At 51.9% G+C, this 14,505-nt stretch carries 9 protein-coding genes and 1 tRNA gene; 5 read left to right on the forward strand and 5 right to left on the reverse strand.

The genetic code is table 11. The annotated features are described in order from the left end of the window. The 5 genes from GHO41_RS13155 to GHO41_RS13175 form a co-directional block, all read left to right on the forward strand. On the forward strand, positions 1-641 hold a 641-nt coding region (locus GHO41_RS13155), incomplete at its 5' end, for a tail fiber domain-containing protein (protein ID WP_218580258.1). Between the two features lie 612 nt (positions 642-1,253). Next, a complete protein-coding gene (locus GHO41_RS13160; protein ID WP_153433791.1) occupies positions 1,254-1,799 on the forward strand; it encodes a glycoside hydrolase family 19 protein in 546 nt (181 codons plus the stop codon). 38 nt (positions 1,800-1,837) lie between these two features. Then, the gene (locus GHO41_RS13165; protein WP_153433792.1) at positions 1,838-2,290 is read left to right on the forward strand and encodes a DUF2514 family protein; all 453 of its coding nucleotides are present in this window, start codon (positions 1,838-1,840) and stop codon (positions 2,288-2,290) included. A 442-nt stretch (positions 2,291-2,732) separates the two neighbouring features. Continuing rightward, on the forward strand, positions 2,733-3,023 hold the full coding sequence (locus GHO41_RS13170) for a hypothetical protein (RefSeq protein ID WP_153433793.1): 291 nt from the start codon (positions 2,733-2,735) through the stop codon (positions 3,021-3,023). A gap of 48 nt (positions 3,024-3,071) precedes the next feature. Then, positions 3,072-3,216, forward strand: a tRNA-OTHER gene (locus GHO41_RS13175). A gap of 669 nt (positions 3,217-3,885) precedes the next feature. Here the strand turns inward: GHO41_RS13175 and GHO41_RS13180 are convergent. From GHO41_RS13180 to pglX, 5 genes are all read right to left on the reverse strand, one after another. Further along, a complete protein-coding gene (locus tag GHO41_RS13180; RefSeq protein WP_153329456.1) occupies positions 3,886-4,218 on the reverse strand; it encodes a hypothetical protein in 333 nt (110 codons plus the stop codon). Between the two features lie 237 nt (positions 4,219-4,455). Next, a complete protein-coding gene (brxL, locus tag GHO41_RS13185) occupies positions 4,456-6,495 on the reverse strand; it encodes a protease Lon-related BREX system protein BrxL (RefSeq protein ID WP_153329454.1) in 2,040 nt (679 codons plus the stop codon). A gap of 14 nt (positions 6,496-6,509) precedes the next feature. Further along, positions 6,510-9,134 carry a BREX-1 system phosphatase PglZ type A gene (gene pglZ / locus GHO41_RS13190; RefSeq protein WP_153329452.1) on the reverse strand — a complete coding sequence of 875 codons (2,625 nt, stop codon included), beginning with the start codon at positions 9,132-9,134 and terminating at the stop codon, positions 6,510-6,512. Then, the gene (locus tag GHO41_RS13195) at positions 9,134-10,777 is read right to left on the reverse strand and encodes an AAA family ATPase (RefSeq protein ID WP_153433794.1); all 1,644 of its coding nucleotides are present in this window, start codon (positions 10,775-10,777) and stop codon (positions 9,134-9,136) included. The genes pglZ and GHO41_RS13195 overlap by 1 nt, the downstream gene beginning before the upstream one ends. 60 nt (positions 10,778-10,837) lie before the next feature. After that, positions 10,838-14,485, reverse strand: coding sequence for a BREX-1 system adenine-specific DNA-methyltransferase PglX (pglX, locus tag GHO41_RS13200; RefSeq protein ID WP_153433795.1), 3,648 nt, complete (start codon positions 14,483-14,485; stop codon positions 10,838-10,840). Positions 14,486-14,505: the final 20 nt, after the last annotated feature.

Raw genomic sequence — 14,505 nt, forward strand, 5'->3', positions numbered from 1 at the left:
CTGTTGGGGCGACCATTTTTCGTGTACGCAGCGGTAATGACACTCGGCTGCGCCTATCTGACACAGAACTGGTTCCATATGTAAGTGTTCGACCTAATGCCGGCAATACGCACACCTGCGGTGCTGCTGGCTTGGCATGGTCTGATATGTACTCACAGAATGCGGTGACGGTCACATCTGATGCCAACAAGAAGACCCCGGTACAACCACTGCAAGCTCAGGAACTACTGGCGGGCTCTCGTCTGTTGCGTGAAATAGGCACCTATCAATGGCTGGAAAGTATTTATGAGAAGGGGGTCGACCTGGCCCGTTACCATGTCGGGATGACGGTGCAGCGGGCCATGGAGATCCTGGCTGACTGCGGTCTGGAGGCTACGCGCTATGGCTTTATTTGCTTTGACGAATGGCAAGATGAGTTCAATACGGTCGCGGCGGTTACTGAAAGTGTGCCGGCTGAGGATGACTCAGACTCCTACACTTTGCGTGAAGTCAGTCCAGAAAAACGAATCCTTGTGCGAGCGGCAGGGAGTACGTTCGGTTTCCGCGAAGGGCCATTGCACGGGCTTATGCTACGAGCAATGGCAGCTGAATTCGATCAACTCAAGGCTGATGTTGCTGCGCTAAAAGCTGCGCAGCTATAGCGCAGGCATAAGTAGTACATAAGAAGGCCCGCCCAATTTTGGTTTTTTGCCTCGAACAATCGGAATTAATGCAGCTGGTCGATTTATGTTGCACGAGCAGCCCCCGCCATGTGCGGGTTTTTTTCGTCCGGAGAAAGTCATGCCCATCACCACACAGCAACTGCTGCAGATCCTCCCGAACGCTGACCAGACGCTTGCGTTTTTGTTCCAGCCTTAAATACGACCAGAAGGGCAAAGGCAAGTCCAAAGGCAAAAGACCCGACAGGATTCAAAATCGTTTAGCTAAGTCCTAATTAAACCCGCAACCAACCAAGATGCCGGGTTAACTCGCGAGGATATTTAGCGACGCAGGCGGAACTCTTTATAGGTTGTTCCGCTGTAAAACGTCCCTGTATCGCCTCGAGTCACGTACAGCGTTGCCCTATAGGCGGCAGACAGTGGGGAGCACTTCACGCTGCGTATTAGTCGGTACGCCCAAATCCAGCCCCTCTTAGGTCTTTTATTCATGTCTTCGACCTCGTATAGCCACCATTGGCAGAGTAAGCATAGCAAGCAAGCTTTCATGACCTCTATGCCTGCAAGGTTAGGACTTTCCATTTCTGGAGAAATGTAATGCCCATCACTACGCTGCAGCTGCAGCAAATCCTTCCCAACGCCGGCCAATCAGCCGGCGTTTTTGTTCCTGTCTTAAACACTGCGATGGTGCGCTATCAGATCGTAGGATCACTGCGCATGGCAGCGTTTATCGCCCAGATCGGCCATGAGTCCGGCCAGCTCCGTTACGTGCGCGAAATGGGCAGTGATCAGTACCTGAGTAAGTACGACACCGGCTCACTCGCCAAGCGCCTGGGCAACACGCCCGAGGCTGACGGTGACGGTCAGAAGTACCGTGGTCGTGGCCTGATCCAGATAACCGGCCGGGCAAACTACGCCGAGTGCGGTGAAGCCCTGGGCCTTGACCTGGTCAATCACCCTGAGCTGCTGGAGAAACCGCAGCATGCCTGTATGTCCGCAGCGTGGTTCTGGGCGAGCAGGGGGATGAACACTCTGGCCGATGCGGGCAAGTTCGACGCCATCACTCGGCGCATCAACGGTGGACAGAACGGCGCTGCGGATCGACAGGCGCTGTATGCCAAGGCGCTGAAGGTGTTGGCGTGATAGCTGCGTTCAGGCTTGTTCCAGTTTGGGTATGGACAGTGATTGCCCTGCTCTCTGGCCTGGCCTACCAGACCTTTCAGGTAACGGAAGTTCGCGCGGATTACGCCAGTTATAGGTCAGACACGGCAACGGCTGCTGCAAACGCGAGCGAGGATGCCCGGTTAGCCGAGCAGAAACTGCAACGAGACATCGACCAGGTGCGCGCCAATGCGGCGGATCAAAAACAGAAAGATGATGCTCTTGCTGCTCAGCAGCGCGCTGACCATGACAGCCTGCGCGATCAAACCCGAAGGCTACTTGCCAACAAGGCCGATCTCAATACCCGCCTTGCCGAGCGAGGCAAGACAATCAACGACCTTGTTGATCTGCTCGCCGAGCTGCGATCAGAGGCTGATGGATATGCGGGAGAGTTGGCGGCAGCGCTTACAGAAAGTCGTCGGGCCGGGTTCGCCTGCGAGCGATCCTATGATGCCGTAACGATGCCGCCTTGAAGGGGTTGTAGGAGTGTGTGAGGCGGAGTGGTGATATGGCGAGATGAGTATTTATTGCGCCCGCGTCATTATGAGCTAACGTCAGGCCATTGAAATAGAGCCTTGCACAAGGAAGAGCAATGGATCAGCAATTTATTTGGATGTCAGTGTTGATGACTTCTCTCTGGATCACGGCTTTTTCATTGACCGTGTACGCACTGGCCGAGTAGTCAAAAAGCAAAGCCCCGGAGGTTCGCGGCTCCAGGGCTTCTATTTTCGCCTCCATCCCTTAATGTTGGACGAACGTGGCGCCGAGATTACCAGCGCTGAGTTGATTGTTCATTACTGCTATAGGCGGATTGTGTTCGGCCGGCATGACGTAAGAGTCGCCCTCCGCTGAACGGGGCTTTATCCGATCATGTCGAACTGATACAAATGCTGATCATGCATACAGTATTTTAAAATGAAACCTTACGTGGGCGACCCGCTTCCTGAATGGCAAGCAGCGATCAAGCAACACTTTGACCTGGTCACCAACCCTGAGGGGCATTGGCGCAAGCTTGTGGGTCTGGCGTTGCTCGCCCATGCGCGGCATGAGGTAGGCAGTGCTGAGCTGTCAGAAATGCTCGAGCTTGCTGACGCAGCCAAGCTTTGGGCATTGATTGAGTGGGAGGAGGCTGAAGCTATCGGACTGCTCAAGGGGGAGACTGTTAATCCGGACGATGTTTCTTTTTTTCGTAACAGGGATAGGTGAGCTTCGGCAGGACGCCAGGGAGGGGAGAATACTGCGTCGGGGGAAATTCGGGGAATGGCTCGTCATGGTAGAGCATCGTGGGGCGTCGTTGCAGCGAGCGCTAGATGCAAAGCCCTGATTTCATTGGGCTTTTCGGAGATATGCAAGTATGGGGTGCTAGGGGTCGAGTGTTCGAATCACTCCGTCCCGACCATATTTTTCAATGACTTAGCCCGGTTCGGAAACGACCGGGCTTTGTTGTTTCTGGCATTTGATCATTTTGGTCACCGTTGGGTCACCGTTAGCAAAAAGCTCGTAGAGTGCGCCATACAGGGCTTCGTCGCGTTGAAAACTGTCAAAGCTCCAGTCATGACTGTATTGGCTGCGGTCTGTTCCTTGTCGCGATCTTTCTCTTGACGGGCACTGGCTGATATCGGCACGACGGGCTGTACTCAGATCTTTTTTCTGATCACCACATGAAGGATATGGCAAATCAGGGTGAGGTCGATCACCAACTGTGTAAGGCAGGTGTTTTCGTCCTACGGGTGGCAGAGTTCCGTAACATCCGCATCAGTGAGGTGCTTTTGGCGTCAGTCAGAGGGCCTGGGGGTGGTGTGGACGTGACCCCTTTATACTGGCATTAACTGAGTGGAGATCGTCGCATGGTGAGCGTTGTAGGGGGGGGGTGTTTTTCTGGTGTTCGGAAGAAGGCCCGAGATGGTGTAGTCAGACAAACCTCGAAGCGACTGCCAAAGTACGGCTTTCTCGAAGCTCGTTAAATTGAGTAGGTTCGATGTAGCTGCGCGCCCATCCATCGTCAGGGCATGCAATGGCTGAGGCAATGGGCGCTTAAAGGAAAGCGCCCGGCGCAAATTCCTTTTAACTACTCATTTTTATCTTCGGCTACAGCGCTGAAAGCGAGGTCTTTTATCATTATCACGCCCGGTGTTACACACTGAGCGGCGTTAATAAAAAGCTTGCCGGTGCTGAAATCTTGGGTGAATTCCACCTTCCATGTGAAGAGCTGCTTTGCTTCGGTGGTTTCACCCCGCGACGTAGCGAAGAACGAAGTTTCGAAGTCAACGTCGTCCTCATCATAGGCTTGTTGACTTGTCTGGACAAAATTACCTTGCGTCAAGGTGTTGGAGTCGACCCGAAACTCCTCATTTTGAAAGCTGATCACAGCCTCACCCATACCTTCGATGTAAAACCCCATCCGATTGCACTCCTTGGTTAGAATGGAATTGTAAGGGTGAATCAATGGGCTAAGCCAGTATTTCGAAAACTGGTGCGCAATCCGGTTGCTTGCCATGCTCTCTACCGGCGGTTACTCCTGAAGAAGAGGAGCCGCGTCCTCATCACCTAAAAGCCAGATTCCGCATTGCAGATGGCCCTCGAGGAGGGTCAAACAGCCCGCCTCAAAGTCGCAAGCGGGCTAATAGATGGACTTGTTTCAGTCCACGCCCATTGCCTTAAATACAGCCTCTACTGGTTCGCCATAAAAGCTGGTCTGAAACTTGGTGAACAGTTCGGCTGGGATGCTGGGGATGTCCTTGGCACTGCTCATAGGAAGCGCAACGCGCTTTCCTCCCGCGTCGAAAGCCACTTGCAGGCACTCGGCGATACTTTCAACTGGCGTGATGCTGCCGCCCAAACTCATATCACCGAGCACGACCATTTGACCTTGCGCAGGTCTGCCCATTAGGCCGGAAGCAAAAGCTACTAGGCTGGGTAGTGCCATATGAGTAAGAGGGCCGGTGTTTTGCAGTTCAACCACATGTAAATGGAAGTCGTGCTCCAGAACCTTAGCCGAGGCACTTATGCGCGAGGCGTTGGCTTTGAAGTAGTCAAAGGCAATTTTCACCTGTTCTTTTGCAGAGCTGGAGTTCCATAGGCCTGAGGTGGCTAGCTTGCCAGTACCCTTGGTCACCTGCAGTTCGATCCGATATAACCCAGGCATGCCTTTGCCGCTCAAGCCTATAGTGTGGATAAAACCGGGCTTTCCTGGCCCTTCCGGGATAAGACCACCCCCACCTTGCTCTTTCACAGTGACGAAGTGTTCTTCAAGGGTTTCGTTGTCGATGTAGCTGAAGTGAACATCGTAGAACTCCATTCCACCGATCTTCTTTAGCTGTTCCTTCACCCGTCGGCGGACCTGGAGTGCGTATTCGAGGCATTGGCGCACGTCTTCTTTGGTGAATACGTCGTGCGGGTAGAGCAGCTTGAGCAGGCCGGATACTGTTTTGCGTACTGCGATCACGTCTCGCTGGTTAAGGTTGTTACCCAGTTTGAAGTGTTTGTCGATGGCGTCGGCGAAGCTGCGTTTGCGCATTTCGCGGAAAAATTCAGCCAGGTAATCGACGATTAGTCCGTATCTGTTAGTGAAAAATTCCGGGCGCATTTTCGGGATTTCCCAGCCAGGAATGTAGGCGTGGAATCTGTCGAAAAAGGCTGCGTCGATCATCTGCTCAGGGAACGGGGCCAACAGATGGCTGGTTTTAACCAGTGATTCAACGCTCTGGTTAATGTTACCTACGAAAACCATGGAGGCTGAGGCTTCCATTTGCTCGCGACCGCGACCAAACGAACCGGAGGCCATGAAATCCTTCATGATCTGCACGCCGTCCTTGTCCTTGAAGTTGATGCCGGCCACCTCATCGAAGGCCACCACATCCCAAAGACCGACCAGACCGATACGGCGACTGCTCATGTTGTAGAACAGGTTAGCGACGGTGGTTTGACCGCCGGACACCAGCATGCTATTCGGTGAGCACTCCTTGTAGATATGGCTCTTGCCTGTACCGCGTGGGCCGAGTTCGCAGACGTTGTAGTTGTTCTCCACGAAGGGAACCATGCGGGCCAGCAAATGCCACTGCACGGACTCATCCAGGGTCGAGGGCTCCATGCCGATGGAGCGGATCAAAGCCTCGCGCCATTGCAGTGTATTCAGCGCTGCGCGCCCGGCGAACAGCTCCTGCATGTTCATGTTCGGCATCTGGATCGGCTTGAGCAGCGTGACGCCAAAAGGCGACCCCGATTGGCCTTCCTCGTGGTAATAGCTCAGGGTTGCGATCACCCAGATGCCGCCCACAAGGAGTTTTTCGTATTCCTTGACGATGCCGGCAGAGATCTCAGCGTCCTTGATGCCGAGGTTGCTGAAAGAGGCTTCGTAGCGATCTTTTTTCTCATTCAATCGCACGGTGACCCGGTCGATCACCTTGTACGTACCGCGCTCGCGAACTAGAGACTTGACCTTCTCAGCCTCATCCGGGCGAACATAGTTTTCCGCTAAAACCGTCTTGACGTTCTTCAGGCCCTGTTCGATCACCTCTGAGTCATCCGACGCGCAGTACATACCCAGCAGGTACTCAAGCACGTAAACCGGTACGTTCGCACCTTCCTTTATCAGCTTGGTCAGATCCTTGCGCACCACGCGACCGGCAAAGTGCTCGTTGAGCAACTGATCGAGATCTTTATCCACTTGGGTTTCCATCTAGTCTCATGCTCTCAAAAAAAGTCGTCGGTGAAGGCCAGATCAATCGTCACACGGTAGCGCTCAAGCTCAGTGTTCAGATCTTTATCGCGGATCACCAGGAAGTAATCTTTCTGCCGGTCGAAGTCGCTGCCTGATAGTGACAGGCGTACCTGCTTAAGGCGCTCGCTCATGGAATCCGTCGCACAGTCGAACGTCACAACCTCCTCACTGGAGACCGGCTGCTCCCCTTCGTAGATCGCCACAGCAACCGTAACCGACAGCACCTGTTCGCTGACCGACTCGGTCTGGATCAGGTCAAAGCGCTGGATATTGGTGACCATCTTCAGGGTTGACTTCGGTGAGATCACCCCGACTTTGCGCTTGGTGCGTTTTTCGGCTTTCTCGCCCCGTAACTGGTTCACCGTCAGCACAGGAACAACGATTTCCTGGGGCATGGCTCCACCATGGACGAAACGTGCACCGCCCACAAAGTGGAAACGGTTCGCACCTTTGGGTATCCAAAATTGGGTGTCCGATGTCGTGCCTGCGGTCTGTTTGGTCGAGCCCTGCCAAACATCCTTGGCAGCAGGCAGCGTATGGCCAATGACGTAGCGCTTCTTGCTCTTGATCGCGCTATCCGGCTTCTCGGCAAGCGAGGTGCGATCGGCAGCCTCGAGCTTGCTCTGCTGGAACAGAAACCCGTGATCCGCCGTGATCAACACCGTGCTGGTATTGAAGTGCATGAGGATCTTGCGGGTTAACTCGGTGAGCTCCTCGATGGCGAAGTCGACGTGATGGAAGGTATCCACCTCGGAACCACCGCCCTTATCGCTGCGGTCATCAATCACGTTGTGGTAGACGTAAACCAGCTGTTGATCCTTGAGCGCTTCACGTCCCGCGTCACGGGACCATTCTTTGACCTGAAGCGCGGTCACGGCCATGCCGCCATGCTGGGCAAGAACCTTGTCGCGAGCGATGGTGTTGCCAGTATTGAATCCATCTACGAAAACACCATCACTGCCTTCGCGATACTCTAGCGTCTGGTGTGGCAACAGAGAAGCCATGCCCAATGTGGTGTAACTAGGCAATACGCCCAACTGGCTATTCAGGCTGGCCTTGCTGTAACGCTTTTCATTGATGCGCTGGCACAGCTCGACGGCGGCTTCATAGCGGAAGGCATCGCTGATAATAACGACAACGCGCTTGCTACGATGTCCCTCCAACAAGGGGGCCACCCAACGCTCATAGAAATTCTGCTGGTTAGGAATGCCTGGTATTTTCCAGTGTTCCAAGCGCTGTTCGGCCTCCATACGGTCACCCCAGGAGCGTCCAAGCTGATCGAGATACCAATACGCATAGCACTGCTCGACGGCTTCATCGAGCTTCTTCAGTAGCTCGACGTGCGCGCGCTGAGATGCGGCAAAATAATGGCGGTAAGCCGTGTCAAAACGGTACAGCTCGCTCTCATAGGCTTTGTACAACGCCTCGGTACTGGCGAAGTGGAAGCCTGCAGCGTGCTGGTGACGCTGTGTAAACAGGTCGATTGCAGCTGACAGCGCCGTGTATAGCAGCCGGTACTTGCGGCGTGTCTCATCGTCCTTATGGCGAGTCGCCCAGTAGTTATCCAGTCGCTCGGAGATGATCTTCGAAAACAAACCGAGGTCACGCGGATCTGCTTCCGGAATAGCCTTGGTCAGGTCGACAATGATCTGCCGCTCGACGGCTTCGAAGGTCGCTACATTGGCCAAGATCTCCAACGAGATTTCACCAATCTTCTGTGTGATATGCAGGGCCTCACCGACCCAGCTGGAAATCTCATCGTAGGCTTGGTAAAACCGTGAGCTGTCACGCCAGCGGGAAAGCAGTGCACGTGAAGTAGCGCGTGCGCTGGCTGAGGGAATAGCAATCGCTGATGCCCAGCTGGGTATATCGCCGATGCTTTCGCAGAACCCAGTCGCTAGCAGTCGAATAAGGAAATACCCCAAGCTGAACGGTTTATCGCCACTGATTTCCTCGATGGAGGCCTGATAGCCCACCTCTTCACGCAGGGCCTGCAGCAACGCCGGCATTAGGCCGAACTTGTACAGCTCATCGATGACCGCAGGATTCTGCTCAAGACCCAGATCGTCACGTACGGCACCATGAGCCAGGGTGCAAAGCAGCGTCATGACGTCACTGCCACTTGTACCCAACACAACGGCAATCATCGCCAGATCCAACTCATGCTCGGTGTCAGTTGGCTGGATCAAGCGCTTCAGGCTGGCTAGGCGAGCTTTGCTGCTAAGGAAGCGCTCACGGCTGGCTAGATGCTCACGGAGCACCTGCTTGTGCAGGCCCAGGTCATTGAAGATCAGTGACACCTTGTCAGCATAGAAGCTGCGCGAGTACAGCTTGATGTCCAGCAGCCAGTCATCATTCGCGTCAGGTTCGGCGCACGGGAAATAGAGTAAGTACTTACCTTCAGTGTCCTCAAGCTCCAGCTTGAGCTTAGTACCGAAGGTGGAATGCCCTTGCATGTTCAGCACCTGCACACCGGGCAGATCGAGCTGGCCGAGTTCATCCGTGAAGCCCTGCTCAGGGTCGTACCAGAAAACGATGCGGTATTCTTCTTTAAAGAAGGCCTGCTGTAAGCCCTGAGTCAATTGTTGGCTGTCCATCAGATAGATCCTTGGAAAGCAGCGACGTGAATGCCTACTTTTTCGGGAGAAGCTTGGCTATTTTCATGGTGTGAAGTGAATCCGTGATCAACAAGTCTATTGGTCAGCCACTCTTTGATCTCGCCAAGGCAATAGTCCCAATCGTCAGTGACTGATAAGTGCTCCAGGATATAATCCCTACACCTTCTTACGTTTGACAACCTTGCCAATTCGTCATAGTAACCATGCCAGTCTTCCAGGCTCAGTATCTGTCTCGAAAAATGCTGCAATCTTTCAATTTGCTGGGATGATGCCTTGCTGCTTTCGAATAGTATTTTTTGATTGTACTCAGGCGCTCCTCTCCCTCCAGGTGGAGGGGTGTTTTTTAATCTGTATGACTTTATACATTTCAATGCCAATATGCGCTGGTACTCACGATCATCGCCTCCTAAATGCCTCTTGATTTCGCTATCTCGCTCACCTTCAGTTAAAAATACATCACCATCAAGAACGCAAATAGTTGAAGATATATCGTGCTTTAACAAGATTTTTCCCGCTACAAGACCGAACGCATTTGATGCAACGCCGAATTTCTCAATGTGTACGTATTTAGATGCATTAATACCGAAAACAAAGTTGCTAATTATTTCTTCTGAAAGTTCGTCTTCTACATAAATTTCAATAGGCTTGCATGCACCTCCTGTAAGCTGCATCATCACATCAGGGTCAATGTAAGGTAGGGCAACGGTTCGCTCTTCAGTAGCAAGGATTGAGCAAATATTTATTTGATCTAAAAACTTAGAAATGGTCTCTCTGTGCGTTGTAAACGCAACCTGAAGAGGATATCTGGACTCGCTGCTTCTTTTGATAAATACTTCGATCAGCCTATTAAAGGAAGCTCGGTGTAGCAAGGCGTCAAGCTCGTCAATGAGCAGGAGTCCACCATTTTTAAAAGATATATGATGAAGTGCTGATAAAATACTTAGAACCCTTTTCTCACCTGAGCCCATTGATAGCTCACTATACCTTACACCTCCAGATTCAAGCCCCCAAATGATAGTCTTAATATCCCCTTTGCCACCACCACTTACAATGTGATGATTTAGCCTGTCATAGTGGCGACCTAGAACGTAAATCATATCACTTTTGATTAGCTCGGCAGCCTCAAGTGCAAGCTCGCTGGTTTCATAATTTCGATACCTGTATGATCCGGGATTGTCTGCTCCGGTTTGCAAATTTTGTAGGCCGATATATGTAGACTCATGTGTAGGCCTTCGATAGTATTTGGGTGCCCAGCTCTGGGAACTTTTGGAATAAATCTGTGAGCCTGTTTTAGGCTCTGGCGCTGTAAGCGGTTTTTTACGCAAGTCTTGCTCTTTAAAATCATAGTGGATCTTAAAGTGACTGCCATTCCAGTCTGCATCAGGATTGCTTTTTAAGAAATCTGATAACTTGTTGTAGTCTTTAGATGCGGACTCGGAAGGTCTAAATACACAGGCAAGCGCATGCAGAATTGTTGATTTTCCGCATCCGTTCACCCCGAGGATTGCCGTAATCAGTGATTCTCCGAAGCTATAGTCTAGGTTTGAAATCCCCTTTAGCTTGCTTATTTCAATCCTGGTTACACGATAAGACGTCCTTTTTATTTTTCCTTCGTCAGTCATACATCACTCTGCAGCCTACCGGCATAAAATTTAATATCCACATGGTGTAAAGGTTGTTTTTTACTTTTCACCAGTAACCATCTTCGCGTCTGCCAATAAGTCCCCAAACTTACCGTAGTTAACTTTCACGCCGTCATCCAGATTCAGGTTGATGCGTTGGTCCGCGTGGTGACGGAGTTTTTCGTCGAAGGTGGCGAGTTCGGCTTGCTGGTTATGCAGAGTGGCTAGTTCCTTTTCCAGACGCTTTTTCTCAGACGTGACTGTTTCGTTTTCGATGTCCGTGGCTAGCTTGTTAGCGTAGGTGTTGAGCTTGGCGGTGAGGGGGATGACGTACTCTGTACGCATGCGCGCCAGGGTGCCTTCGTTGTAGCGGTGCAGGTAGACCAAGCACTCGAAGGCTTTGTGCTTACCGGAACTGAACAGCCAGTAGATGGGGCGCTTCTTGTAGGTCTTGAGGTGGTCCTTGAAGAACTGGGTGCTCAGATAGCGGCGGATGGTGTCCAGCGCCGACTCGCCACGCTTGGGCTTGATGGCGTAGAGGCAAAGGCTTTCAGCGACGAAGTCGAGGTTTTCCTGCAGGTACGCCTCGCCCCAAACGGTGCGAACGAACTCGCGGAAGCGGTTGGAGGCGTCATCGGCGAACCACTCCTGATCGGTCAGGGGCAGGATGCCGTCACTGTCGGCGGGGAAGGTTTTATAGGTACCCTCAGCGACCAGTTCGGCAAAGCCTTGGTTACTGGAACGGGCGTAGACGAGTCCCTCCTGATCGAGAGAGTATCGTCCCATGATACAGCCGATGGTGTAGCAGACTAATTCTGATAGTGTCTCAGACTGGAACCTAAAACTCAGAGATTCGAAATCCTGTGTTTTTCCGTAGCGATAAATTGGGTTGCTATATATAGTTACAATTTCATCAGGGACATCAGTATCCACCTCGCCTTCAAGCCCATAATTCTCAGCGAAAATTTTATTATTTTCCTCCTCAATCGCCTTTAGCTTTTTGGTGAGGTTACGTCCGGACTCAACGTGAGATTGCAGCGAATTCCGAATTGAGTTTTGAGCAACCTTTAAAAGCGGGCTCTTTAGGAAAAGCCATGAAAACTCAAATGAATTCCAATCGCTCTGAGCAATATCTTGTATTTCAAAAAAATTCTTATGAATTATTGACTTTGAGTGTTCTGAAACGCAAAAAGGGATTCTCCTGATGTCGCCAACATTAAAGTCCAATGTTGGAGCCAAGAATTCTAAGCTTTTCCTTGCAACCTCAGAATTCAGGAGCGAGCATACAAGTGAAAAGTCAAGTTCAGAGCTTGGGAAGGCACAGGCACCTTTTGCACTGAAAGTAAATCCCTTCGGGCTCAACCTTGCTCCAAAGTGAGATGATGTCAATGCAGACCATGTTATTGATTTTTTGAAGTACAAATTTCTAGAAGGAAGACAATTTCCAAGCGTTGATAGCTGGTTGTAATTATCATGGTCGAAAGCAACAACATAATCATTGTTGCCAAACCACTTCTTGAAATCGCCACCCTTATTATAAGGAACCCATTTTTTGTTTTTGCTCCATACTTGATCTTTGCTCTCGGCATTGAACTCAAATTTTGAGAAATCGACTTCGTGCCAGAGCCTTAGAAATCTGTCATTGTCACCCGTCTGGAATCCTTGCCTAACAGGAGCTACAGACTCTATGGAAAGAGAGCCGGCAAAGGTCTCCCTTAATTTTTCTGATATCCAGTAAGCAATAGGGGAACCAGGAATGCAAGAAAATTTATCTTGATCAATTAAAAAAGTGGCTTTTTCAGATCCTTGAAGGAATACTTCTTCCTTGTTTGCAGATTGTGGTGCTTTGTTAAGATTTATATATACGCCGTGGTAGCCTTTTCTTTTTTGATTTTCAGAAACCAAGACAGCGCACTGTACTATCTTCGAATTTAGTTCTGGAAAGCTGTTGTAGCCAATTTGCAGAATGTTTTTGATGCATTTTTCGCTGATCATCCATTCACGAAACTCTTTAAGTCCGGACAGAAACATCCATGTTTGCAATGTTACCTGGGCATTTATGCCGCTGTCTTTTATTAATAAAAATCCGCGCTCTATAAAAGCGGCAAAGAGGTCCGACTTGCTAGTCGGATAGTTCTTGGCTATAAATTCCTTCAGTTCAAAGCCCATCCCCTTGCTGGCCAAATATGGCGGATTCGCAACCACAGCATCGAAGCGCTGCGCCAAGAGCCACGCCTGCTGCACATACGGGATAAGATTTAGGGCGGCCTCTTTTTGAGCCGGATCTTTGCTGACCTTCAGTTCATGAAGGGTAGAGAGTAGCTCTGCCAGCGGTTCTTCGTATTCGGCTGTGATTTCAATCAGTGAGCCGAAGGTCTTGGCCTTTTCAAAGCTGGCGAGGATGCGTGTGAACATTAAGTAGCGTGCATCGCCGTATGTCGCGAAGTCTTTTTGCGGAGTTTCCAATAGATTGCCCGTCTGGCCAGCACTCCAGTCACCATTTAGGTTCAGGGCTTTCCAGAGCTTGTTCAGGTCGATAAAACTGGTTTCCTGCAGGGACAATACGTTGAGTTTGATCTCGCGGCCGAAGATACGGCGGTCATCCTCGCGAGCCAGCATCATCAACGCGAAGCCGGCGAGCTGGCCGGCGCGGTCGTCGATGTCCAGACCGAACAGGTTGTTTTCCAGAATCAGCTGCGGAATGTCCCGGCTGCGATGACCACGCTCGGTGTAGATCTCCTTGAGCACCTTGTAGGCCTCGACAAGGATATGGCCGGAGCCACAGGCCGGGTCGAGCACCTTGATAGTCAGCGGATCAATACTCTCCGGCGTGATCTCGGCCAGTTGGGCCTGCACTTCCGAGGTCTGTTCGGCTGGCTCGATGTAGTAGGGCATCTTCCCTTTCAGCGGCGAGTCCGGGTAGGTCTGCAGCCACTGGCGGCCCACGGAGTTCTGCACCAGGTACTGGACGATCCAATTGGGGGTGAACAGTTGGGTGGCGGCGGGGATGTCCTCGCTCTTCACCACCTTGCCGATGACCTGTTCCTTCTTCTCGGAGATGTAGAACTGGTATAGCCAGCCGATGATCTCCACGTCATGCCAGTCCTCGTCGGGAATGGCGCTGATCAGCTCGCGGATAAGCGAGTCGGTTTTGGTCAGGTTGTCCGGCAGCAGCAGCTCTGTGGCGTCATCGACCGCCTCGAACAGAAAGGGCATGGCCTGGTGCAAGGCATGACACTGGGCTAGCAGCAGCTCGCGGTACAGCTCTTCGTCCTTGGTGCCGTCCAGCTTTAGCTCGGCGATACGCTGCTTGTCGAGGCCTTCCAGATCGATATCCAGGCAGTCGTCGAGAATCTGAAAACTACCCGGTTGATCCGGATGGCTGAGCACACGGCGACCGTGATCGAGGTAGCCCTTGAGCTCCATGTAGCGGATGGCGCAGAGGCGGTTGAACCAACTGTAGGCGGCCTGCTCCATGGCCTGGGTAAAGCCTATCTGCTCGATCTTTTTCACCAGCGCGGCACGGGGGCGAATTATGCTTGCCGGGAACGGACGATCACCGATAAGCGCCAGATCGCCTTTCTGCTCCAGCGGTTCGATGCCCATGCTGGGTTCGCGGATGCCAAACAGCGCTGCGCGCTTGGTCATTGCGGCAATGAAGGCGGTGCGTGCCTTGGGGGCGTAGCGTTTGATGTTGTTGGTGTTCATATGGGCTTTCCCTAATCTTC

Source organism: Pseudomonas sp. FSL R10-0399 (assembly GCF_009600165.1).
Taxonomy (GTDB): domain Bacteria; phylum Pseudomonadota; class Gammaproteobacteria; order Pseudomonadales; family Pseudomonadaceae; genus Aquipseudomonas; species Aquipseudomonas helleri.